Genomic DNA, 22,111 nt, shown 5'->3' with positions numbered 1-22,111 from the left:
GTCAGCGTACCGACCGGGCGTACGCGGCGGGTGACACACCGGCGACGGCGGTGAAGTCGCGCACCAGGTGCGCCTGGTCGCTGTACCCGAGGTCGACGGCCAGATCCGCCCAGTTCAGCGGGCCACCGGCCGCCTGCTCGACTGCCTCCTGAAGCCGGTAGCGGCGGATCACCCACTTGGGGCCGACCCCCACGTACTCGGTGAACAGCCGCTGTAGCCGGCGGACCGGGAGGTCGTGACGTGCGGCGAACTCGTCGACGCGCAGCACGGTGCGGTCCGTCCGGATCGCCTCGGCCAGCGCGATGGCCTCCTCGGCGGCCGGGTCCGGCTCGGGCGCCCAGGCGGTGAGGGCGGCGTCCAGCGCGCGGCGGCGGTCCTCGTCGGTGCCCGCGCAGACGTCGAGGTCGGGCCGTCGCAGCCGGCCGGCGGGCAGCGGCAGACGGCGACCTGTCAACTCGGCGATCGACCGCCGCCAGAACGGGCGGAACCCGCCGGGGCGGAACTGGACGCCGCAGACCCGGCCCGTGCCGGTCAGCGTGATCCGGAACAGGCCCAGGCCGACACCTGCCACCTCCCCAACCTCGGGTACGCGGCCGTCGCCTCCGCTGTCGTCGCGTTGGAACACCACGTTGACCGCCGGGTGTGGCACCACCCGCTGCTCGAACGGTGCGCTCAACGCCCAGTCGATCAACCAGTAGTGCTCGACCCACTGGCGCAGCGGCTCGGCCGGCAGGTGTCGGCGGAAGCGGACCTCGCGCAGCAACCGCGCGGGGTCGAGAATGCCCCGGCTGTCATCGCGCGGTCGCTGTCGCATTTCTTCAAGACCACCTTCATACGCTGGCCCTATGGCCACTCAGACTAGCGATCTGCTGGCGGCTGCCGCGCCGCGAACCGTCGGCGTGGTAGGCGGCATCGCCGACGACCAACTCGACCTGCCCACGCCGTGCCGCGAATACGTGGTCCGCGATCTGTTGAACCACCTGTTCGATGTGGTGGTGAACTTCCAGGAGTTGGCAGCCAAACGGCCGGTCGAGTGGGCCGAGAAGCCCGACCACCTCGGCGACGGCTGGCGGGACCGGTTCGCTGTGGAGGCGGACCGGCTGGTCGCCGCCTGGTCGGATCCGTCCACGTTGGAGGGCGTGTCGCCGGGCATGGGCATGCCACAGGCCGTCGTGGGCGGCATGGCGCTGCTGGACCTCACAGTGCACGGCTGGGACCTCGCTGTGGCGACCGGCCAGCCTTACCAGCCGGCTCCGGAGGCCGTTGCCGCGCTGCACGAGCTGGTCGAGCAGTTGGGGCCGACGGCCCGCAAGATGGGCGTCTTCGCGGACCCGCCACCTACCACCGTCGATGACGTGCCCGATCTGCACCGCCTTCTGGCCCAGACCGGCCGCGCCCCCACCTGGCCCACCTCAACCTGACCCACCCCGCCCCACAGGGGGTGTTGACACGGGTATTCGCTGAGCGAATAGTGGTGGCGTGTCGACGCCACATGTTCTGCTCGGGTTGCTCGCTGGGGGCAGCCGGCACGGCTACGAACTCAAGCGGGCGCACGACGAGCGGCTGCCCCGGGCTCGACCGCTGGCCTTCGGGCAGGTCTACGCGACCCTCGGCCGCCTCGAACGGGACGGCCTCGTGGCCGCCGCCGGCCAGGACCGGGCGTCCGGTCCGGACCGCACGGCGTACGAGCTGACGGGTGACGGGCGGTCCGCTCTGGACGAGTGGCTGTCCGCTGTCGAGACGCCGATGCCGTACGTGGCCAGCACGCTCTTCACCAAGGTCGTGGTGGCGCTGCTTGTCGCCGACATCGACAGGGCCCGGTCGTACCTGGTCGCACAGCGCGCCGCGCACACCGCACGGTTGCGTGAGCTGACCTCGGTCAAGACCGACCCGGCGGCCTCCGTCAGCGATGTGATCGCTGCCGACTTCGCTATCGCACACCTCGATGCGGACCTGCGGTGGTTGCACACCACCCTGGACCGGGTCGCCGACTGGTACCGGGAGGTGCATCCGTGACGCAACTCCAGGCTCGCGGGGTGGTTCGGGCGTACGGCCCGACCCCCGCCCTGCGTGGCGTGACCCTCGACGTGGCCGAGGGCGAGATCGTCGCCGTCACCGGTCCGAGCGGCTGCGGCAAGTCGACGCTGCTGCACTGCCTCGCCGGGATCCTCCGGCCGGACGCAGGCGAGGTCACCTGGCGTGGGCACCGCATCGACACCTGGTCGGAGGCGGCCCGTTCCCGGCTACGGCGCACCGAGTTCGGGGTGCTGTTCCAGTTCGGCCAACTGGTCGCCGAGCTGACCGCAGCGGAGAACGTCGCACTGCCACTGCTCCTCGCCGGCACGGGGCGGCGAGAGGCACGGACGGCGGCGCTCACCTGGTTGGAGCGGTTCGGGGTGGCCGAGCTGGCCGACGTGCGGCCGGGTGAGATGTCCGGCGGTCAGCAGCAGCGTTGCGCCACCGCGCGGGCGCTTGTCACCGAGCCTCGGGTGCTCTTCGCCGACGAGCCGACCGGCGCACTGGACACGCTCACCGGTGAGCAGGTCCTCACCCAACTGGTCCGGCTCGCCCGCGAGCAGCGCACCGCCGTCGTGCTTGTCACCCACGAGCCGCGAATCGCCGCGTACGCCGATCGGGAGATCGTGCTGCGCGACGGCCTGGTGGACCACACCGGCCTGGGGCTCGACCTGCCGGTGGCCGGCGGCCAGCGGTGAAGCTGGCGACGCTGGTCCGGCTGGCGCTTGCGGGCAACCGCACCGACACGGCCCGTGCGGTGCTCACCGCGCTCAGCGCCCTGCTGGCGACCCTGGCCGGGCTGGCGGCGCTCACAGTGCTGGCCATCCAGAAACCCGCAGGCGACGCCTATGTGGAGTCCGAGCAGTACCGCAACGCGTTGCTGCGGGAGCCGGGGCTGCGCGGGGGTACGGCGTTCGCGCTGCTCATGCTCGCCGTTCCGGTGCTGACGCTTGCCGGGCAGTGCGCCCGGCTCGGCGCGCCGGCCCGGGACCGGCGGCTGGCCGCGCTCCGGCTGGCCGGCGCCACCCCCGGTCAGGTGACGCGCCTGGCCGTACTGGAGACCGGCCTGGCGAGCCTGCTCGGCACCCTCGCCGGGTTGGCTGTCTATCTCGGTGGGCGGGAGCTGCTGCACCGGCCGGACGCGCAGGGCCGGTTGGCGCTACCCACCGACGTGCTGCCGTCGGCCGGCGCAATTGCGGCGGTGGTGCTGGGGCTGCCGTTGATCGCGGCCCTGGCCACGGCTCTGATGCTGCGCACTGTCACCACGAGTCCGCTCGGGGTGAGCCGCAGAGCCGCCCGGGAGCGTGGTCCCCGCCTGTGGGCGGGGCCGTTGATCGGGCTGGGGCTGCTCTGCTTCGTCGCGGTGCGTCCGGTGGCCTACCGCTTCAGCGGCAACGCGTCGCTGGTGAACTGGCTGGTGCCGCTGCTGTTCACTGTGGGCGGCCTGGTGGCGATGGTCGGAGTGCTCTCCGGCACCGGCTGGATCTCGTACACCTGCGGGCGTCTGCTGCGACGGCACGCCCGCCGCGCACCGGCATTGCTCGCGGCGGGCAGGCTGATGGCCGACCCGTGGGCGGGCAGTCGTACGTTCGCGGCCCTGCTGGCCGCCGTGATCTTCGGTGCCGGCGCGGCGGCGCTGCGCGCCTACTTCGTCGCCCAGGACTCGCTCGCACGGGAGCAGAACCGGCTCGCCGGCGTGGCCGCCGGCTCCGATCCGTTCTATTTGGCGACAATGGACCTTGTCGACGCCGCGGTAGGGGTGTCCGTGCTGCTCGCTGCCTGCGGGCTGATGGTCGCGCTTGTCGAGGGCATCGTCGCCCGTCGGCGGGCGTACGCCGCGCTTGTCGCCACCGGCGTGCCCCGCGCCACGCTGAGCCGATCCGTGGCCTGGCAGGCGCTCGCGCCAGCGGTGCCGGCGATCCTGCTCGCCCTCACAGTGGGAGCGTCGCTCGGTCGGGGGCTCTTTCCGTCGGTGGGGAACGGAGAGTTGACGAGCGAGGTCTGCGAGGCCACGGCCGCGCTCTGCGCAGACCCGGCCACCCGTGCGCAGTACACCCGGCTCGTGCAGACCGGCAGTGCCGAGCGCGCTGTCGCCGTACCCCTGGAGCATCTGGCCTGGCTCGGTGCCGGCGCGTTGGCGGCGGTGCTGGTGACGGTCGGTGTCGGCCTGCTCTTCCTGCGCATGAGCACCGCTGTGGACGAGCTGCGCACGGCGTGACTTCGTCTCAGGCCCTCAGCAGGCCGGTGGAGAGTGCGACAAGCGAGCCGATGATGGCCGAGCAGCAGCAGACCAGGAGGCCGGCGACCACCGCGAGGATCAGCCACACCCGGCGGTCGCGGGCCACTGCCGCGATGCTCGGCCGGCGGACCTCCTCGGCGGATCCGTCGTCGCCGTCCGTAACCTCGGTCACCCCGAAAGTCTAGGGCGTGTCCCGTGGGTAGGTGTGGCAGGCGTGACCGTGCCCGATCCTGGTTGGCGTGCGCTCCCCGGCCGTCGAGGCGACCACTTCCAGGATCGGGCGCGATCGACGCCCGGTCAGGCGCGACCGATGCGGTCCAGGATCCAGGCGTTGATGAACGCCTCCTCGCGCCAGGAGTCGTAGCGACCACTCGGGCCACCGTGCCCGGCACCCATCTCGGTCTTGAGCAGGTAGTCGCCCGTCGGAGCGACAGCCCGCAGGCGCGCGATCCACTTCGCCGGCTCGGAGTAGAGCACCCGCGTGTCGTTGAGACTGGTCACCGCGAGGATCGCCGGATAGTCCAGCGCGGCCACGTTCTCGTACGGCGTGTAGGACTTCATGTACGCGTACACCTCGGGGTCTTCGAGGGGGTTGCCCCACTCCTCCCACTCGGTGACGGTAAGCGGCAGCGACGGGTCGAGGATCGAGGTGAGCGCGTCCACGAACGGCACCTGCGCGACGATCCCTGTGAACGCGTCCGGGGCGAGGTTGGCGACCGCGCCCATCAGCAGGCCGCCGGCCGAAGCGCCCCGGGCTACCAGCCGGTCGCTTGCCGTCCAGCCGGCCTTGACCAGGTGCCGGGCGCACGCCACGAAGTCGGTGAAGGTGTTCTTCTTGGCCAGCAGCTTGCCCTGGTCGTACCAGCGGCGGCCCAGCTCACCGCCGCCCCGGGTGTGCGCCACAGCGAAGATGACACCCCGGTCCAGCAGGGACAGCCGGGCCACCGAGAACCACGGGTCCATGCTCGCCTCGTACGAGCCGTAGCCGTACAGCTCGCAGGGCGCCGAGCCGTCGCGGGGCGTACCGACCCGGCAGACAAGCGAGATCGGCACCCTCGTGCCGTCGTCGGCGAGCGCCCAGTCGCGGTGCTGCTCGTACTCGGCCGGGTCGAACGGTCGCCCGTCCGGACCGGGCAGCACCGGCTTCTGCTTGCGCAGCACCATCTGCCGGGTCACCAGGTCGTAGTCGTAGACGGAGTCGGGGGTGACAAGCGAGGAGTAGCGCAGGCGGACCTGTCCGGTGCGGTACTCCGGGTTGGAGTCCAGCCCGACGCTGTAGAGCGGCTCGGGAAAGTCGATGTCGTACGCGTCGTCGCTGCCCACCGGCAGCACCCGCAGCCCGGTGAGCCCTTCGGTACGCAGGGACACCACCAGATGGTTGGCGAAGGCGTCCACAGCCTCCAGCCGGGTGCCGGGGGTGTGCTCGATCAGCGGAACCCAGTCGCCCGGCACGTCGGCCGAGGTGAACGCCAGCGCGAAGTCCTCCGCACCGTCGTTGTGCAGGATCAGGAAGCGGTGGCCGTGGTGCTCGACGGCGTACTCCACGCCCTGACGGCGAGGCGCGATCACGGCGGGCGCACCCGTCGGGTTGCCGGCCGGGATCACCAGCACCTCGCTGGTGACCTTGCTGTGGATGTCGATCAGGATGAACTTCTCCGACCGGGTCAGCTCCACGCCCACCCAGAACCGTTCGTCGTCCTCCTGGTGGACCACCACGTCGTCGGAGGACGGGGAGCCGATGGTGTGCCGCCACACCCGGTTGGGCCGCCAGGCGTCGTCCACGGTCACGTAGAACAGCACCGACGCGTCGGCTGACCAGGCCGTGCCGTAGAACGTGTCGGGCACCTCGTCCGGCAGCAGTTCGCCGGTGCTCAGGTCCTTGACCCGCAAGGTGAAGCGCTCGTCGCCGGAGAAGTCGGTGGAGTAGGCGAGCCAGCGACCGTCCGGGCTGACGTCGAACGCGCCGAGCGAGAAGAAGTCGTGCCCCTCGGCAAGCAGGTTGCCGTCGAGCAGCACCTCCTCGCCGTCCAGCGGTGCGCCATCCGCGCTGACCGGCGGCTCGGTCTCGCCGTCACGGACGGCGCGGCGGCACTGCACCCCGTACTGCTGACCCTCGACAGTGCGCGTGTAGTACCAGTGGCCGCCCTTGCGGGTCGGCACGGACAGGTCGGTCTCCCGGGTCCGCTGGCGGGTCTCCTCGAACAGCTCTCCACGGAGGTCGGCCAGGTGCGCGGTGCGCTCCTCGGTGTACGCGTTCTCGGCGGTCAGGTAGGCGATCGTCTCCGGGTCGTCCTTGGCGGCGAGCCAGGCGTACTCGTCGATGACGGTGTCGCCGTGGTGGGTGCGCTCGGTGGGCACCCGCTTTGCCGCGGGCGGGGCAGTCTCGGTGGTCACGGCGGCCACGTTACCGGCCGGCCCGCTCCGCGCGCCGGACCAGCGGCATCCCCGAATGCCGTGACCACTGCGTTCGAACACATGTACGATAGCCGCCATGGCGGCAGCTGCGAGTTCCCTCGGTCGGTCCGGCGCAATCGAGATCACCCGGCGGTTGGCGGCGATCTGCGGCCCACCGTTCTCCCGCCTCGCCGGGCCGGCCGACGAGGTCGCCGGCCGTCCCGCCCGCTGGGTGGCAGTCCCGGGTGGCCCGCACGCCGCGGCCGAGGTGCTGCGGCTGGCCGCCGCGCACGACCTGGCGGTGGTGCCCCGCGGCGCCGGCACGAAGATCGACTGGGGTGCCACGCCCACGCAGGTCGACATCGTCCTCGACACCGGCCGGCTGGCGGGCATCGGTCACGAGCCGGTGGGCGCGCCGGTGGCCGAGGTGGGTGCCGGCACACCGCTGCGGGCGGTCCAGGCCACTCTGGAACGCACCGGGCAGCGGCTCGCCATGGACGCCCCGTCGCCGGGTGCGACACTGGGCGGGGTGCTCGCCGCCGGAGAGGCCGGCCCGCTGCGGCACCGTCATGGCAGCCCCTGCGACCAGCTCCTCGGTGTCCGCTACCTGGGGGCCGACGGTGAGCTGGTCAGCGCCGGTGGCGGCGCCCCCGGGCTCGACCTGGCTCGGCTGCTCTGCGGCTCGCAGGGCGCCCTCGGCGTGCTGGTCTCGGCAAGCCTGCGGGTGCAGCCGGTGCCGGCCAGCCGGCTCTGGGTGTCCCGGCCGGTGTGGACCCCGCTGGAGGTCCACGACCTGGTCCGGATGATCCTCGCCGCCCGACTGGAGCCAGCTGCCATCGAGCTGGACCTACCCGCCGGGGCACCCCGGCCGCGCACCCCGTACCCGCCCGGCCATCCCGCCGCGACCGCCCGGGAGCGTCACCCGTCGATGTCGGGACGGGCCAGCGCCCCATCCCGGGCGGGCAGCCTGGTGGTGCTGCTGGAGGGCGGCCCGGCCGACGTCACCGAACGCGCCGAGCGCCTGGTCGGTCTGCTGCACGGGGAGGCGACGGTCACCCACTCCGCGCCGCCGTGGTGGCGCCGCTACCCGTTCGCCCCCGGCGACACGGCGCTGCGCCTGGAGGTGCCGATCGGCGATCTGCACGCCGCCGTCTACGCGCTGCGCGACGCGGCCGGCTCCCCGGTGCCGGTGCGGGGCTCCGCCGGGCTGGGCGTGGTGCACGCGGCGCTGCCCGGCGCAATGGCACCCGACCGGGTGGCGTCCATCCTGGCCGCCGTCCGTGGGGTGCTGCTGGCGCGGCAGGGCCGCTGCGTCGTCGTCTCCGCCCCCGCCGCGGTCCGACAGGCCGTCGACATGTGGGGTGAGCTGGCCGGGCTGGCCCGGCTGCAGGCGGCCAAGGAGCACCTGGACCCGGAGCACCGCCTCGCCCCGGGCCGCCTCCCCGGCGGCCGGTGACCGGGCGGCGTGGCGCCGGCCGGTCAGATCGTGTCGTTGCGGAGCACCAGGATGGCGATGTCGTCGCGGGGCGGCTCGACCGAGAAGTTGATCGCGGCGGCCCGCAGTCGGGCCGCCACCACGTCGGCGGAATACCCGGCCAGTGGCGCTGCGGCATGGCGCAACCGGTCGGTGCCGAACAGCTCCCTGCCGCGTCGACGCTCGGTGACCCCGTCGGTGTAGAAGATCAGCGAGTCGCCCGGGGCGAGCGTGATCTCCGCCGTCGGGGAGATGATCGTGTCGAGCAGTCCCAGCGCCGTCCCCCCGGTGCCGACGAACTCGGCGCCACCCGCACCGGCCAGCAGCACCGGCCGGTCGTGCCCGGCCAGGTGCAGGGAGACCTCCAGCTGGCCACCGTCACCCATCCCGACCGCTGCGAGGGCAAGCGTGCAGTACCGGCCGCCGCCCCGCTCGACGAGCGTCTCGTTGAGCCGGGCCAGCACCTCCGGCAGCGGCTTGCCATCGCCGACGAGCACACGGATCACGTCCCGGACCAGTCCGGTGACGGCCGCCGCCTGCACCCCCTTGCCCGAGACGTCCCCGATCACCACAAGGGAGCGCCCGTCGGGCAGCGGCACCACGTCGTAGAAGTCGCCGCCCACCTCCGCGTCGTCGCCCGTCGGGACGTACTCGGCGGCGAAGCCGATCCCCTCCACCACAGGCAGCACGGGCGGCAGCAGGGACTGCTGGAGTGTCTGCGCGACCCGTCGCCGCTCGGCGTGAATCCGGGCGTTCTCGATGGCCAGCGCGGCACGCCGGGCCACATCCTCCAGCACTGCCACCTGGTCCGGATCGTGCCGGTGCCGTTGGTGCCGGCCCACCGCCAAGGTGCCGAGCCGCTGACCCCGGGCGATGAGCGGGACGGCGAAACCATCCATCGGCCCGCCGAGCGGGATCTGCGCCGCACTCCGGGACGCCTCACGCAGCCGAGCCTGGATCGAATCCGGGCCGGTCTCCGCCAGCACCTTGTGCAGCTGCGGCAACACCGACTCGTCGGCGTGGCTGGCCGCCGCCAGCCGGAGCCGGCCCCACTCGTCGGTGGTGTGCACCGCGCACCACTGACCGAGCCGGGGCACCACGAGCTGCGGGATCAGCGCCATCGTCAGCTCGACATCCAACGACTGCGCCAGCAGTTCGCTCACCTCGGCCAGGAACGTCAACCACGCCTGCCGGCGGACGTCGGCCCGGCGCAGCCGGTCGTTCTCCAGGTGCAGCGACAGCCGCTCGGCAGTGAGCACCGCCAGCGGCCGGGCGTACGCCGACGGCGCGGCATCCAGCTCAAGCTCCCCGGCGTACGGGCGCTGCACTGTCAGGGGCACCCGGAGCAGTTCGCTGCCGGGGCGGGGCTGCCGGCCGAAACGCGCAAGCAGTTGTGAACCCTGCCCGTCGCCCCGGTCCAGACGGATCGTGCCACCGGCCGCGCCGACCATCTCGGCGAGCCGGCTGAGCAGGCTCGCGGCGAAGTCGGGCAGCGGATCGTCCGCGTACGCGTCGGGGGCGGTCTGCATGAGTTCGCTCATGGCGCTGGCGCTCGGCGCGGCGTTGTCGGCGGCACCGGGCGTCGGCGACGTACCGCCGGAGCCGGCCGGCTGGTCGGCACCGGGCCGGTCCAGCCGGAACCAGACGCCCTTGCCGGTGGGCAGGTACGTGGTGCCCCAGCAGCTGGCGAAATGGTCGACAAGCAGCAGCCCGCGACCTCGCTCGGACACCTCGTTGATCTCGGTCGCGTCGTTGCGGCTGCCGATGGTCAGCTCGTCGTCGCCGGCACCGGGCGCGAAGTCGGAGACTGTCACGGTGAGCCCGATCTCGTCCGCGACGACGTCGATGTCCAGTTCGGTACGGGCGTGTTCGACGGCGTTGGTGGTCAGCTCGGTGGTGAGCAGCAGCGCCTCGTTGGCCAGGTCGTCCAGGTGCGCCTCGGTCAGCACCGAGCGGACGACAGCGCGGGCGGCAGCGGGCGTACGACGGTCAGCGGGCAGGCGGACACGCCGGGCCGCCCCGTTCCGGGCCTCGGGCGTCGCGGGCCCCGCCTCGGCTGACACCCTCGTATCCTCCACCGTCCCCCTGCCGGGTGCCAAGCCGATCAACGATCGAGGGCCGTGGTGGTGGGGAGCGGCACCCCCCTGCGAGGGTCTGGGCGCGACTGTGCCGGTCTGGGTCCCTTGGGCGGGTCGGAGTGCTCACGGAGGCCGATCGGCGGGTCGCGAACCCTGGCACCACGGCGGGCGCAGGCACAATATGGGGTGCCGGCGTGTACCGCAGGGCCGGTGCCCCCGAGTTGAGCGAGGAATGATGACCACGGCGAAGCAGTCGGTGGCGGATCCGTCCGCGCCCGACCACGAGGCGCTCCTCGGTGAGTTGACCGAGGCGCTGCGACGGGTCCGTCGCGGCGACCTGAAGGTCCGGCTTCCCCGCCGCGCCGGCAAGGCCGGTGAGGTGGCGGACGCCTTCAACGAGGTGGTTTCGGTCCAGGAGCAGCAGTACCTGGACCTGCGGCGGATCAGCCGGATCGTCGGTCGGGACGGCCGGCTCACCGAACGGCTCGACGACGAGGGGTTGGACGGCGCCTGGGCGGAGGCGCAACGGGCCGTCAACTCCCTCATCGACGACCTGGGCCGGCCGACGACCGAGATCGCCCGGGTCATCGTGGCGGTAGCGGACGGCGACCTGTCCCAGCACATGGCCCTGGAGATCGACGGCCGGCCGCTGCGCGGTGAGTACCTGCGGATCGGCCGCACCGTGAACACGATGGTCGACCAGCTCTCGTCGTTCTCCAACGAGGTGACCCGGGTTGCCCGGGAGGTGGGCACCGAGGGCAAGCTCGGCGGTCAGGCCGATGTGCGGGGCGTGGCCGGCACCTGGAAGGACCTCACCGACTCGGTGAACACCATGGCGTCGAACCTGACCGGCCAGGTGCGGTCGATCTCGCAGGTGGCGACAGCGGTGGCCAAGGGTGACCTGTCGCAGAAGATCACTGTCAGCGCGCGGGGCGAGGTCGCCGAGCTGGCTGACACGATGAACTACCTCACCGACACTCTGCGGCTCTTCGCCGAGCAGGTGACCCGGGTGGCCCGGGAGGTGGGCACCGAGGGCAAGCTCGGCGGTCAGGCGGACGTGCCGAACGTGGCCGGCACCTGGAAGGACCTCACCGACAGCGTCAACTCGATGGCGTCGAACCTGACGGCCCAGGTGCGCAACATCGCCCAGGTGTCGACGGCGGTGGCGCGGGGCGACCTGTCGCAGAAGATCACCGTGGCGGCGCAGGGCGAGATTCTGGAGCTGAAGGACACCGTCAACACGATGGTGGACCAGTTGTCGTCGTTTGCCGACGAGGTGACGCGGGTCGCCCGCGAGGTGGGCATCGAGGGCAAGTTGGGTGGTCAGGCGCAGGTGCGCGGAGTCTCCGGCACCTGGCGCGACCTCACCGAGAACGTCAACCAGCTGGCCGGCAACCTGACCAGCCAGGTCCGCAACATCTCGCAGGTGTCGACGGCGGTGGCGAAGGGCGACCTCTCGCAGAAGATCACCGTGGACGCGCAGGGCGAGATCCTGGAGCTGAAGAACACAGTCAACACGATGGTGGACCAGCTCTCCTCGTTTGCCGACGAGGTGACCCGGGTGGCCCGCGAGGTGGGCACCGAAGGCAACCTCGGCGGCCAGGCCCAGGTCAAGGGCGTCAGCGGTACGTGGCGGGATCTGACCGACAACGTGAACTCGATGGCGTCGAACCTGACCAGTCAGGTCCGCAACATCGCCTCGGTGACCACCGCGGTGGCGAAGGGTGACCTGTCGCAGAAGATCACTGTGGATGCCCGGGGCGAGATCCTTGAGTTGAAGTCGACTGTCAACACGATGGTGGACCAGCTGTCGTCGTTCGCCGACGAGGTGACGCGGGTCGCGCGTGAGGTGGGCACCGAGGGCAAGTTGGGTGGTCAGGCCCAGGTGCGCGGTGTGGCCGGCACCTGGCGGGACCTGACCGACAACGTGAACTCGATGGCGTCCAACCTGACCGCCCAGGTTCGCAACATCGCGCAGGTGTCGACGGCGGTGGCGAAGGGTGACCTGTCGCAGAAGATCACTGTGGATGCCCGGGGCGAGATCCTTGAGTTGAAGTCGACTGTCAACACGATGGTGGACCAACTGTCGTCGTTCGCCGACGAGGTGACGCGGGTCGCGCGTGAGGTGGGCACCGAGGGCAAACTGGGTGGTCAGGCGCAGGTCAAGGGCGTGTCCGGCACCTGGCGCGACCTCACCGACAACGTGAACTCGATGGCGTCGAACCTGACCAGTCAGGTCCGCAACATCGCCTCGGTGACCACCGCGGTGGCGAAGGGTGACCTGTCGCAGAAGATCACGGTGGACGCGCAGGGCGAGATCCTTGAGCTGAAGTCGACTGTCAACACGATGGTGGACCAACTGTCGTCGTTCGCCGACGAGGTGACCCGGGTTGCCCGCGAGGTCGGCATCGAGGGCAAACTGGGTGGTCAGGCGCAGGTCAAGGGCGTGTCCGGCACCTGGCGCGACCTCACCGAGAACGTCAACCAGCTCGCCTCGACGCTCACCACCCAGTTGCGGGCCATCGCCCAGGTGTCCACGTCGGTGACCCGGGGTGACCTGACCCAGCGGATCGCCGTCAAGGCGCAGGGCGAGGTCGCCGAGCTGAAGGACAACATCAACCAGATGATCGTCACCCTTCGGGAGACGACTAAGAAGAACGCCGAGCAGGGCTGGCTGGACTCCAACCTGGCCCGCATCGGCGGCCTCCTGCAGGGCCAGCGGGACCTGGGCGAGGTCTGCCGCATGATCATGACGGAGGTGACCCCGCTGGTCGACGCCCAGCTCGGCGCCTTCTTCCTGGCCGACGAGACCGACGGCAGCGTGCGACTGCGACTCACCTCGTCCTACGGGTACGTGGCGCGGGGGCACGACGTCACCTTCGGCCCGGGCGAGGGGCTGGTCGGCCAGACCGCGCTGTCCCGCCGCACGATCCGGGTCAGCGCCTCCCCGAACAGCCGGCTCACGCTGCGCTCCGGCCTGGCCGAGACACCACCCTCGGACCTGGTGGTGCTCCCCGTGCTCTTCGAGGGCGAGTTGCTCGGGGTGATCGAGTTCGCCAGCGTGGCGGCATTCTCCGAGCTGCACCTGTCGTTCCTGGAGCGGCTCGTGCTCACCATCGGCATCGCGGTCAACACCATCCAGGCCAACCGGCGTACGGAGGAGCTGCTCGCCCAGTCGCAACGGCTGGCGCACGAGCTCCAGGAGCAGTCCGCGGAGTTGCAGCGCACCAACGCCGAGCTTGAGGAGAAGGCCACACTGCTCTCCGAGCAGAAGGGCAACATCGAGACGAAGAACCGGGAGATCGAGCTGGCCCGCCTCGGCCTGGAGGAGAAGGCGCAGCAGCTCACCCGTGCCTCGGCGTACAAGTCGGAGTTCCTGGCCAACATGAGCCACGAGCTGCGTACGCCGTTGAACTCGCTGCTGCTGCTGGCACGCCTGCTGGCGGAGAACTCGGAGCAGAACCTCAACCCGAAGCAGATCGAGTTCGCCCGTACGATCCACGGATCCGGCTCGGACCTGCTGCGCCTGATCGACGACATCCTCGACCTGTCCAAGATCGAGGCGGGTCGGATGGACGTCGAACCGACCGAGATCCGGTTCGCCGAGATCCGCAGTTACGTCGAGCAGGCGTTCGCGCCGCAGGCGGAGGAGAAGAACCTGGACTTCCAGGTACGCGTCAGCAACGAGCTGCCGCCCGCGCTGGTCACCGACGCGCAGCGGTTGCAGCAGATCCTGCGCAACCTGCTCTCCAATGCCGTGAAGTTCACCGACAACGGCGCGGTGACGCTGCGGATCGCCCCGGCGGCGGAGAACGTGGTCTTCGACGTACCGGCGTTGACGAACGCCCAGCAGGTCATCGCCTTCACCGTGATCGACACCGGGATCGGCATCTCCGACGACAAGCTGTCGATCATCTTCGAGGCGTTCCAGCAGGCGGACGGCACGACCAGCCGCCGCTACGGGGGCACCGGCCTGGGCCTGTCGATCAGCCGCGATCTGGCCCGACTCATCGGCGGCACCATCACCGTGTCGTCGGCGCCCGGTCAGGGTTCGACATTCACCCTGTTCGTACCGCAGGTGTTGGCACCGGACGCGGTGGTCGCGCCGGCACCGCCGTCACCGCAGCGCGCCGGCCTGCCGTCGTCGCTGCTGATGCCGCCTTTGGAGCTGCTGCCGGAGCGGCCGGAGGCACCGGCGACCCGCCAGTTGGACGGCGCCACGGTACTCATCGTGGACGACGACGTGCGAAATGTCTTCGCTCTGACCAGCGCGTTGGAGCTGCACGGCATGACCGTGTTGTACTCGGACAACGGGGCGGACGGCGTCCGCCTGCTGGCCGAGCACCCGGAGGTGGACATCGTGTTGATGGACGCCATGATGCCGGACCAGGACGGATACGAGACGACCCGGCAGATCCGCCGTAACCACCGGTTCGCCGACCTTCCCGTCGTCTTCCTTACCGCGAAGGCGATGCCGGGTGACCGCGAGTCGGCGCTCGCGGCCGGGGGAAGCGACTACATCACCAAGCCGGTCGACCTCGACGATCTGATCGAGTTGATGTCGTCCTGGATCAACGGAAGCCGCAACGAGGAGACGTCGTGACCCAGATGGCCAAGGCGCTGCTCGTGGACGACCGGCGGCAGAATCTGACGGCGCTGGAGGCGATCCTTCAGGGCCTGCCGGTTCAGTCGGTGGCGGTGGAGAGCGGCGAGGCGGCTCTCAAGCAGTTGTTGGTGGACGACTTCGCGGTGATCCTGTTGGACGCGCAGATGCCGGACATGGACGGCTTCGAGACGGCCAGCCACATCAAGCGCCGGGAGCGGACCCGGCACGTACCGATCATCTTCCTCACCGCCGCCGACCGGGACGCCCAGCTGGCCCTGCGCGGTTATCAGGTGGGGGCGGTCGACTACCTGACCAAGCCCTTCGACCCCTGGGTCCTGCGGGCCAAGGTGTCGGTCTTCGTCGAGCTGTGGGTGAAGACTCGGCAGTTGGCCGCACAGTCGGACCTGGTCCGGGAGCGCGACACGCAGTGGCGACGCCTCACCGACGCTGTCGACGAGGCAACGGCCCTGCTCCGCTCCGGTGACCCGGAGAGCCGCGAACGAGCGATGGAGATGCTGGAACAAGCCCGCTGGGGCTCCACCCCGTAGAACCGTCAACCCCACCTTCGGCCCGGTGGCCGGGGGTGGGGTCAGCCGGCGGGTTGGTCGTTGCGGATCATCAGGGCGCTGCGCAGGCCGGTGATGTCCAGGACGCGGATCAGGAAATCGCCCACGTGGGTGAGCATCAGCAGGCTCTGTGCGTGGCTGGCCTTGCGGCTGAGGACGACGAGGGTGCCCAGGCCCTGCGAGTCGCAGAAGGTGACGCCGCCGAGGTCGAGAACGATCCGTGGGGGCGGGTCGGCGAGCACCTCATTGACGACCGTGGAGAGCTGGGCGGCCGTGAGCATGTCGATCTCACCGGCCAGGCGCAGCACTGCTTCGTCGCCCGTCCGGTGTAGCGTGATGGACAGTTCGGCACGATCCACCCGGCCAGCCTAGCGCGATCCGCACGACCCGGCCTGTCGAGAGCCGTGAGCCCGCGCGCCGGCCCCCCACTTCAGCTCCGTTTCGCCCTCTTGGCAGCCCCGCGTCGATGCCGCTGCTGAGCGCCCGGGGCGGGTGAGCCGGGTAACCCCTGCGTGGGGTGGCTGCGGATTGGCAGGTCGGCGCTGACACAATGGCCGCATCGTGACCGACATCGTTTCCGCCGGACCTGGCCGTTACCCGGCCGATGCGCCGGCCTCCGAGGCCCTGTTCCACCGCGCTCGCGCCATCGTGCCGGGCGGGGTGAACTCCCCCGTACGCGCCTTCCAGGCAGTCGGCGGCACCCCGCGCTTCATGGTGCGTGGCGAAGGCCCCTGGCTGTACGACGCCGACGACCGCCGGTACGTCGACCTGGTCTGCTCGTGGGGACCGCTGATCCTCGGCCACGCCCACCCGGAGGTGGTCGGCGCCGTGCAGGCCGCCGCCGCCCGTGGCACCAGCTTCGGCACCCCCACCCCGGGCGAGGTGGAGTTGGCCGCCGAGATCGTCGACCGGACTCCGGTCGAGCAGGTACGCCTTGTCAACTCGGGCACCGAGGCCACCATGTCGGCGATCCGGCTCGCCCGCGGCTTCACCGGACGCTCCAAGATCGTCAAGTTCGCCGGCTGCTACCACGGGCACGTCGACGCCCTGCTCGCCGCCGCCGGATCCGGCGTGGCGACCCTCGGCCTGCCCGACTCGCCAGGTGTCACCGGCGCGGCGGCGAGCGAGACGATCGTTCTTCCGTACAACGACATCCGCGCCGTCGAGGAGGTCTTCGCCGCCGAGGGCCAGCACATCGCCGCGGTGATCACCGAGGCCGCGGCCGGCAACATGGGCGTGGTGGCCCCCCGCGACGGCTTCAACTCCCAGCTGGCGCGGATCGCGCACGCGCACGGCGCCCTGCTCGTCATCGACGAGGTGATGACCGGGTTCCGGGTGTCCCGCGCCGGCTGGCACGGCCTCGACCCCACCGACGCCGACCTGTGGACGTACGGCAAGGTCATGGGTGGTGGCCTGCCCGCCGCGGCGTTCGGCGGGCGGGCGGAGATCATGGCGCGACTGGCCCCGGCCGGCCCGGTCTACCAGGCGGGCACGCTCTCCGGTAACCCGCTGGCCTGCGCCGCCGGCCTGGCCACGCTGCGGCTTGCCGATGACGCGCTCTACCAGCGCCTCGACGACACGGCCGCCGTCGTGGGCAAGCTGGCCTCCGACGCGCTTGCCGCCGCCGGGGTCCCGCACCGCCTGTCGTACGCGGGCAGCATGTTCTCGATCTTCTTCACCGACGCCGACGTCGTCGACTACGACAGCGCACGCACCCAGCAGGTGCCGGCGTTCAAGGCGTTCTTCCACGCGATGCTCGCCGCCGGCGTCTACCTGCCGCCGAGCGCGTTCGAGTCCTGGTTCGTGTCGGCGGCGATCGACGACGCCGCGCTGGAGCACATCGCCAACGCGCTGCCGACGGCGGCGAATGCGGCGGCAGCGGCCGGTCAAGGGGGTTAGCGGTGAGCGCGAGGAGTGAGCCGGTTTTGCGAGCCCCGCAGTCGCGAACGAAGGCGGCTGCGGTGAGCGCGAGGAGTGAGCCGGTGTTGCGAGCCCCGCAGTCGCGAGCAGAGGGGGCACAGCGGTGAGCAAGACGGTGGTCCACGTGCTTCGGCACGGCGAGGTGCACAATCCCGACCAGATCCTCTACGGCCGGCTGCCCGGTTTCCGTCTCTCCGAGCTGGGTGTGCAGATGGCCAAGGCCGCCGCGCAGGGCCTGGCCGACCGGGAGATCGTGCACGTGGTGGCTAGCCCGCTGGAGCGCGCACAGCAGACCGCCGAGCCCATCGCCGCCCAGTTCGGGCTGCCCGTGGGGGTGGACGAGCGCCTGATCGAGAGCGCCAACTGGTTCGAGGGCAAGAAGGTGTCTCCGGGTGACGGGTCGTTCCGTGATCCCCGCAACTGGTGGGTGCTGCGCGATCCGGTGACGCCGTCCTGGGGTGAGGCGTACCGGGTGATCGCCGAGCGGATGTTCGCCGCCGTGCACGCCGCCCGGGTCGCCGCCGAGGGGCGTGAGGCGGTGCTGGTTTCGCATCAGCTCCCGATCTGGACGCTGCGCCGTTACGTCGAGCGCAAGCGGCTCTGGCACGACCCGCGCAAGCGGCAGTGTGGCCTTGCGAGCCTGACCTCGTTCCACTTCGACGGCGCGAAGGTGGTGGGCATCGGCTACAGCGAGCCGGCCGCGCACCTGATCGCTCTCTCCGCGACAGCCCGGACGGCCAAGGGGGCCTGATGAACGCCCGTAGGTGGACCGCCGGTCTGCTCGCCGCCGTTGCGACGGTGGCGCTGGCCGGCTGTACGTCGGCGCAGGGGCGGGAGAAGGCCTGCACGACCACCGCCGAGGGGATCATCGAGTGCGCCGCGGATCAGCGGTCGGCGCCGCCGAAGCTGGCAGGTGAGCTGCTCACCGGCGGCACGTACGACATCAGCGAGGCCCGTGGCCAGGTCGTTGTGGTCAACTTCTGGGGTTCCTGGTGCGCGCCGTGCCGTGCCGAGGCCGACGACCTTGAGGCCGTCTACCAGGCGACAAAGGGCTCCGGGGTGGCGTTCCTCGGGATCAACGTCCAGGACCAGCGGGACAAGGCCAAGGCGTTCGAGGAGGGCCGGGTCACCTATCCGAGCCTGTTCGATCCGGCCAGCCGGCTGGCGCTCGACCTGGACATCCCGCCGAACACCGTCCCGGCGACTGTGGTGCTCGACCGGGAGGGCCGGGTCGCGGTGGTGATCCGGGCCGCAGTCAAGCAGGAGGGTCTGCAACCGATCGTCGAGCGGGTCGCCGGCGAGAAACCGGCGCCGGACTGATGGGCGAGACCTTCCGGGAACTGGCGCTGAGCGGGCCGCTGCTGCTGGCCATCGGCGCGGCGGCGCTGGCCGGTCTGGTCAGCTTCCTGTCGCCGTGCGTGCTTCCGCTGGTTCCCGGCTACCTCTCGTACGTCACCGGCCTGGCCGGCGCCGACCTCGAAGGCAGTGCAAGGAAGGGCACCTTGTTAACGCCTGGGGTAGAGGAAGGGGCCCTTCCTAACGCTTCAGCCGACGGCGACGGTGGTGGAGGTGTCGCCGTACGCGAGCGGACCGCGACGGTCGCCGTCAAGGGCCGGGTGCTCGCCGGGACGTTGCTCTTCATCGCCGGCTTCACTGTGGTCTTCGTCGCCACCGCGATCCTGTTCGCCGGCATCGGCCGGGTCTTCTTCGAGTACGAGCGGCAGCTGGAGATCGTCGTCGGCGCGCTGATCATCGTGCTCGGGTTGGGCTACCTGGGGCTGATCCCCGCTCTGCAACGCGAGTTCCGGATCTCCCGGCTGCCGTCGGCCGGGCTGCTCGGCGCTCCGGTCGTCGGGGCGGTCTTCGCGCTCAGTTGGGTGCCCTGCACCGGCCCGACGCTCGGCGCGGTGATGGGCATGGCTGCCACCAGCGGTCAGAGCGACCGTGCCGTGGTGCTCGCCGTGGCGTACTGCCTCGGGCTGGGGATACCGTTCATCGTCTTCGGGCTGGGCTTCCAGCGCCTGCTCGGGGTCTTCCGCGCCGTCCGGCGTAACAGCCGCTGGGTCACCCGGATCGGCGGCGCCCTGCTCCTGCTGATCGGCCTGGCGCTGGTCACCGGCGGGTGGCAGAACTTCGTGATCTGGCTGCAGACCACCGTCGGGGTGGGCGAGGTGAGCATCTGATGACGGCCGTCGACGACCGGCCGCAGACCGAGGCCCCGGCGCCCCGGCGCCGTCCCAACCGGCTGCTGGCGTTGCTGCGTAACTCGTGGCGGCAACTGACAAGCATGCGTACGGCGCTGATTCTGCTGTTCCTGCTCGCGGTGGCCGCCATCCCCGGCTCGGTGCTGCCGCAGCGTGGGGTCAGCCCGGAGGGGGTCAACCAGTACTTCATCGACCACCCGGAGTGGGCGCCCCGGTTGGACCGGATCGGCGCGTTCGAGGTCTTCGGCTCGGTCTGGTTCTCGGCGATCTACCTGCTGCTGTTCACCTCGCTGATCGGCTGCATCACGCCCCGGCTGCGTGACCACGTCCGGGCGCTGCGGTCCCGGCCCCCGGCGGCGCCCAGGCGGATGGCGCGGCTGCCGCAGCACGCGGTGCTGCCTGCCCCGGCCGGTGGCGCGGCTGCTGTCGCCGAGGTGCTGCGCAAGCGGCGCTGGCGGGTGGAGGTGCGCGGCGACGAGGTGTCCGCCGAAAAGGGCTACCTCAAGGAGACCGGCAACCTGCTGTTCCACACCTCGCTGATCGCGGTGCTGATCGGTGTCGCCCTCGGGTCGTGGTACGGCTGGAGCGGCAACCGGCTGCTGGTGGCCGGCGCGGACAACGCCTTCTGCAACACCCGTCAGCAGTACGCCGAGGCGAACCTCGGCCCGCAGGTGGACAGCGCCGACCTGCCCGGCTTCTGCCTGCGGTTGGACGACTTCCAGGCCCGGTTCCTGCCGTCGGGCCAGCCGGAGTTCTTCAACGCCACTGTGACAGTCGACGGCCCGGACGAGCCGACGCGCCAGGCGGACTTCTCGGTGAACTCGCCGCTGCGGCTGAACGGGGCGAACGTCTACCTGCTCGGCCACGGGTACGCCCCGCTGATCCGCTACACCGACCGGTTCGGCAACAGCCAGACAAGCGACCTTCCGTTCCTCACCACCGGGGACATGGGTCTGACCAGCGAGGGCCTGGCCGCCTTCCCGGACGCGAACGTCGACCCCGGCACCGGGCAGCGCGTACCTGATCAGCAGGTGGCGTTCACAGGCATCTACCTGCCCACGGCCCCGCAGGAGGCGCCGTTCGTCCGCTCGGAGTACCCGACGGAGCGCAACCCGTTGCTGAACCTGGTCGCGTACCGGGGCAACCTCGGTATGGACGCGGGCATCCCCAACTCGGTCTACCAACTCGACCAGCGGCAGGTGAACGCCGGCAAGGTCAAGGAGATCGGTACGAAGGTGCTGCGCAAGGGCGAGACCTGGACGCTCGACGACGGCACGACCGTCGAGTTCCTGGGCACCGAGCGGTACGTCACGCTCTCCGTCCGGTACGACCCCGGTTCGACGATCCTGCTGGTGAGCTGTGGTTTCCTGCTGGTCGGGCTGATGGGCTCGCTGTTCGGGCGGCGTCGCCGGGTGTGGTTCCGGGTGCTGCCGGCCGACCCCGGAGAAGGATCTCCGACGGGCGGTAGTAGCTTGATGGAGGCCGGTGGGTTGCCGCGCACCGACTATCCAGGGTTCGCCGACGAGTTCGCCCAGCTCGTCACCGCTGTGGGCGGAGACGACAAGGCGGCCGGACGGGCAGGCACCGACACTGAATCCAGTGGCCGGGCCGGTGTGCGAGAAGGGACCGAGTGATGTCCGCGCTCTCCGACAATCTGGTGACCTTCGCGATCCTTGTGTACCTGATCGCGATGATCAGCCACGCCGTGGAGTACGCGCTCGGCAACGCGCGTGCCCGGGTGGCCGTACCGGCTGCCGAGCGTGAGCTTGTCGGCGCCGGGGTCGGTGGCACCGGCTCGACGCCGTCGACGCCACCCCCGCCGCCGGCCGTGGTCCACAGCTCGGCGCGGCGTGCCCGGATCGCCGGCCTGATCGCGGTGGCCGCCACCGGGGTCGCCGCCGTGCTGCACCTCGCGGCCCTGGTCACCCGCGGCATCGCCGCTGACCGGATGCCCTGGGGCAACATGTACGAGTTCGTGCTCACCGTGACCTTCATCGGGGTCGTGGCCTGGCTCGGGGTGCTCTGGAAGCTGCCGTCGCTGCGCAAGCTCGGGCTGTTCCTGACCCTGGTGATGGTGCTGCTGGTGGCCACCGCCGAACTGGTGCTGTACGTGCCGATCGTGCCGCTGGTGCCGGCTCTGAACTCGTACTGGTTCGTCATCCACGTGTCGACGATCGTGTTCGCGTCCGGCATCTTCATCTTCGGCGCGGTGCCGGCGGTCGGCTTCCTGATGCGCAACGGGTACGAGCAGGGCAAGCGCAGCTTCCCGTACACCCTGGCCAAGCGGTTGCCCGACGCGGGCAGCCTGGAGCGGCTGACCTTCGTGCTGCACGCGTTCTCCTTCCCGATCTTCACCTTCGCGGTGATCGCGGGCGCGATCTGGGCCGAGGCGGCCTGGGGTCGGCCGTGGGGTTGGGACCCGAAGGAGACCTGGGCGTTCATCTCCTGGGTGGTGTACGCCGGCTACCTGCACGCGCGGGCCACGCCCAGCGTCAAGCGCAACGTGGCCACCTGGCTGGCGGTGCTCGGCGTCCTCACCGTGCTGATGAACCTGTTCGGCGTGAACATCTTCTTCACGGGCCTGCACTCGTACGGCGGTCTGGACTGACCGTCG

The 22,111-nt window shown here is 71.0% G+C and carries 18 protein-coding genes; 13 read left to right on the top strand and 5 right to left on the bottom strand.

Annotated features, from left to right (window positions below; all coding sequences use genetic code 11):
* Position 1: 1 nt before the first annotated feature.
* Entirely contained in the window at positions 2-814 is an 813-nt protein-coding gene (locus F4558_RS32015; protein WP_167946177.1) for a helix-turn-helix domain-containing protein, read from the bottom strand.
* A gap of 31 nt (positions 815-845) precedes the next feature.
* On the opposite strand from F4558_RS32015, the gene F4558_RS25230 reads away from it, so the two are divergent.
* The 4 genes from F4558_RS25230 to F4558_RS25215 are packed head-to-tail and all read left to right on the top strand — an operon-like array spanning position 846 to position 4,234.
* Positions 846-1,421 (top strand): TIGR03086 family metal-binding protein, encoded by a 576-nt coding sequence (locus F4558_RS25230; protein WP_053652142.1) that lies wholly within the window; start codon positions 846-848, stop codon positions 1,419-1,421.
* A gap of 58 nt (positions 1,422-1,479) precedes the next feature.
* The gene (locus tag F4558_RS25225) at positions 1,480-2,016 is read left to right on the top strand and encodes a PadR family transcriptional regulator (RefSeq protein ID WP_053652145.1); all 537 of its coding nucleotides are present in this window, start codon (positions 1,480-1,482) and stop codon (positions 2,014-2,016) included.
* Positions 2,013-2,714, top strand: coding sequence for an ABC transporter ATP-binding protein (locus tag F4558_RS25220; protein WP_053652147.1), 702 nt, complete (start codon positions 2,013-2,015; stop codon positions 2,712-2,714). Before F4558_RS25225 ends, F4558_RS25220 begins: the two co-directional genes overlap by 4 nt.
* Positions 2,711-4,234: an FtsX-like permease family protein gene (locus F4558_RS25215; protein WP_167946176.1), complete on the top strand. Its 1,524-nt coding sequence runs from the start codon at positions 2,711-2,713 to the stop codon at positions 4,232-4,234. Before F4558_RS25220 ends, F4558_RS25215 begins: the two co-directional genes overlap by 4 nt.
* 7 nt (positions 4,235-4,241) lie before the next feature.
* Here F4558_RS25215 and F4558_RS25210 read toward each other — a convergent pair whose 3' ends face one another.
* Both F4558_RS25210 and F4558_RS25205 read right to left on the bottom strand, forming a co-directional pair.
* Complete coding sequence (locus F4558_RS25210) at positions 4,242-4,427, bottom strand: hypothetical protein (protein ID WP_167946174.1); 186 nt, start codon at positions 4,425-4,427, stop codon at positions 4,242-4,244.
* A gap of 125 nt (positions 4,428-4,552) precedes the next feature.
* Positions 4,553-6,649: a S9 family peptidase gene (locus F4558_RS25205; RefSeq protein WP_167946172.1), complete on the bottom strand. Its 2,097-nt coding sequence runs from the start codon at positions 6,647-6,649 to the stop codon at positions 4,553-4,555.
* Between the two features lie 97 nt (positions 6,650-6,746).
* Here F4558_RS25205 and F4558_RS25200 point away from each other — a divergent pair, with 97 nt between their 5' ends.
* Positions 6,747-8,105 carry an FAD-binding oxidoreductase gene (locus F4558_RS25200; protein ID WP_167946170.1) on the top strand — a complete coding sequence of 453 codons (1,359 nt, stop codon included), beginning with the start codon at positions 6,747-6,749 and terminating at the stop codon, positions 8,103-8,105.
* 23 nt (positions 8,106-8,128) lie between these two features.
* Here the strand turns inward: F4558_RS25200 and F4558_RS25195 are convergent, their stop codons facing one another.
* On the bottom strand, positions 8,129-10,186 hold the full coding sequence (locus F4558_RS25195; RefSeq protein ID WP_167946168.1) for a SpoIIE family protein phosphatase: 2,058 nt from the start codon (positions 10,184-10,186) through the stop codon (positions 8,129-8,131).
* A 250-nt stretch (positions 10,187-10,436) separates the two neighbouring features.
* Here F4558_RS25195 and F4558_RS25190 point away from each other — a divergent pair, with 250 nt between their 5' ends.
* Positions 10,437-14,804 carry a HAMP domain-containing protein gene (locus F4558_RS25190; RefSeq protein ID WP_167946167.1) on the top strand — a complete coding sequence of 1,456 codons (4,368 nt, stop codon included), beginning with the start codon at positions 10,437-10,439 and terminating at the stop codon, positions 14,802-14,804.
* The gene (locus F4558_RS25185) at positions 14,801-15,355 is read left to right on the top strand and encodes a response regulator (protein WP_053652157.1); all 555 of its coding nucleotides are present in this window, start codon (positions 14,801-14,803) and stop codon (positions 15,353-15,355) included. Before F4558_RS25190 ends, F4558_RS25185 begins: the two co-directional genes overlap by 4 nt.
* Before the next feature lie 41 nt (positions 15,356-15,396).
* Here the strand turns inward: F4558_RS25185 and F4558_RS25180 are convergent, their stop codons facing one another.
* Entirely contained in the window at positions 15,397-15,732 is a 336-nt protein-coding gene (locus F4558_RS25180; RefSeq protein ID WP_053652159.1) for an STAS domain-containing protein, read from the bottom strand.
* 202 nt (positions 15,733-15,934) lie between these two features.
* On the opposite strand from F4558_RS25180, the gene hemL reads away from it, so the two are divergent.
* From hemL to ccsB, 6 genes are all read left to right on the top strand, one after another.
* Positions 15,935-17,272, top strand: a complete 1,338-nt coding sequence (hemL, locus tag F4558_RS25175) for a glutamate-1-semialdehyde 2,1-aminomutase (protein ID WP_053652161.1) — start codon at positions 15,935-15,937, stop codon at positions 17,270-17,272.
* Between the two features lie 124 nt (positions 17,273-17,396).
* Positions 17,397-18,044, top strand: coding sequence for a histidine phosphatase family protein (locus F4558_RS25170; RefSeq protein WP_053652163.1), 648 nt, complete (start codon positions 17,397-17,399; stop codon positions 18,042-18,044).
* On the top strand, positions 18,044-18,613 hold the full coding sequence (locus F4558_RS25165; RefSeq protein ID WP_053652165.1) for a TlpA family protein disulfide reductase: 570 nt from the start codon (positions 18,044-18,046) through the stop codon (positions 18,611-18,613). The genes F4558_RS25170 and F4558_RS25165 overlap by 1 nt, the downstream gene beginning before the upstream one ends.
* Positions 18,613-19,476 (top strand): cytochrome c biogenesis CcdA family protein, encoded by an 864-nt coding sequence (locus F4558_RS25160; protein ID WP_053652167.1) that lies wholly within the window; start codon positions 18,613-18,615, stop codon positions 19,474-19,476. Before F4558_RS25165 ends, F4558_RS25160 begins: the two co-directional genes overlap by 1 nt.
* Positions 19,476-21,131 (top strand): cytochrome c biogenesis protein ResB, encoded by a 1,656-nt coding sequence (gene resB / locus F4558_RS25155; RefSeq protein ID WP_053652169.1) that lies wholly within the window; start codon positions 19,476-19,478, stop codon positions 21,129-21,131. Before F4558_RS25160 ends, resB begins: the two co-directional genes overlap by 1 nt.
* On the top strand, positions 21,131-22,105 hold the full coding sequence (gene ccsB / locus F4558_RS25150) for a c-type cytochrome biogenesis protein CcsB (RefSeq protein WP_053652171.1): 975 nt from the start codon (positions 21,131-21,133) through the stop codon (positions 22,103-22,105). Before resB ends, ccsB begins: the two co-directional genes overlap by 1 nt.
* Positions 22,106-22,111 lie beyond the last annotated feature (6 nt).

The organism is Micromonospora profundi, assembly GCF_011927785.1.
Classification (GTDB): Bacteria; Actinomycetota; Actinomycetes; order Mycobacteriales; family Micromonosporaceae; genus Micromonospora; species Micromonospora profundi.
The sequence above is the reverse complement of the archived record's forward strand: the minus strand, read 5'-3'. Positions and strand labels throughout refer to the sequence as shown.

Excerpts from the sequence above, each read along its gene's own strand:
- F4558_RS32015 (WP_167946177.1), bottom strand. The coding sequence starts at position 814 with ATGCGACAGCGACCGCGCGATGACAGCCGGGGCATTCTCGACCCCGCG.
- F4558_RS25230 (WP_053652142.1), top strand. The coding sequence starts at position 846 with ATGGCCACTCAGACTAGCGATCTGCTGGCGGCTGCCGCGCCGCGAACC.
- F4558_RS25200 (WP_167946170.1), top strand. The coding sequence starts at position 6,747 with ATGGCGGCAGCTGCGAGTTCCCTCGGTCGGTCCGGCGCAATCGAGATC.
- F4558_RS25190 (WP_167946167.1), top strand. The coding sequence starts at position 10,437 with ATGACCACGGCGAAGCAGTCGGTGGCGGATCCGTCCGCGCCCGACCAC.
- F4558_RS25165 (WP_053652165.1), top strand. The coding sequence starts at position 18,044 with ATGAACGCCCGTAGGTGGACCGCCGGTCTGCTCGCCGCCGTTGCGACG.
- F4558_RS25160 (WP_053652167.1), top strand. The coding sequence starts at position 18,613 with ATGGGCGAGACCTTCCGGGAACTGGCGCTGAGCGGGCCGCTGCTGCTG.
- resB (WP_053652169.1), top strand. The coding sequence starts at position 19,476 with ATGACGGCCGTCGACGACCGGCCGCAGACCGAGGCCCCGGCGCCCCGG.
- ccsB (WP_053652171.1), top strand. The coding sequence starts at position 21,131 with ATGTCCGCGCTCTCCGACAATCTGGTGACCTTCGCGATCCTTGTGTAC.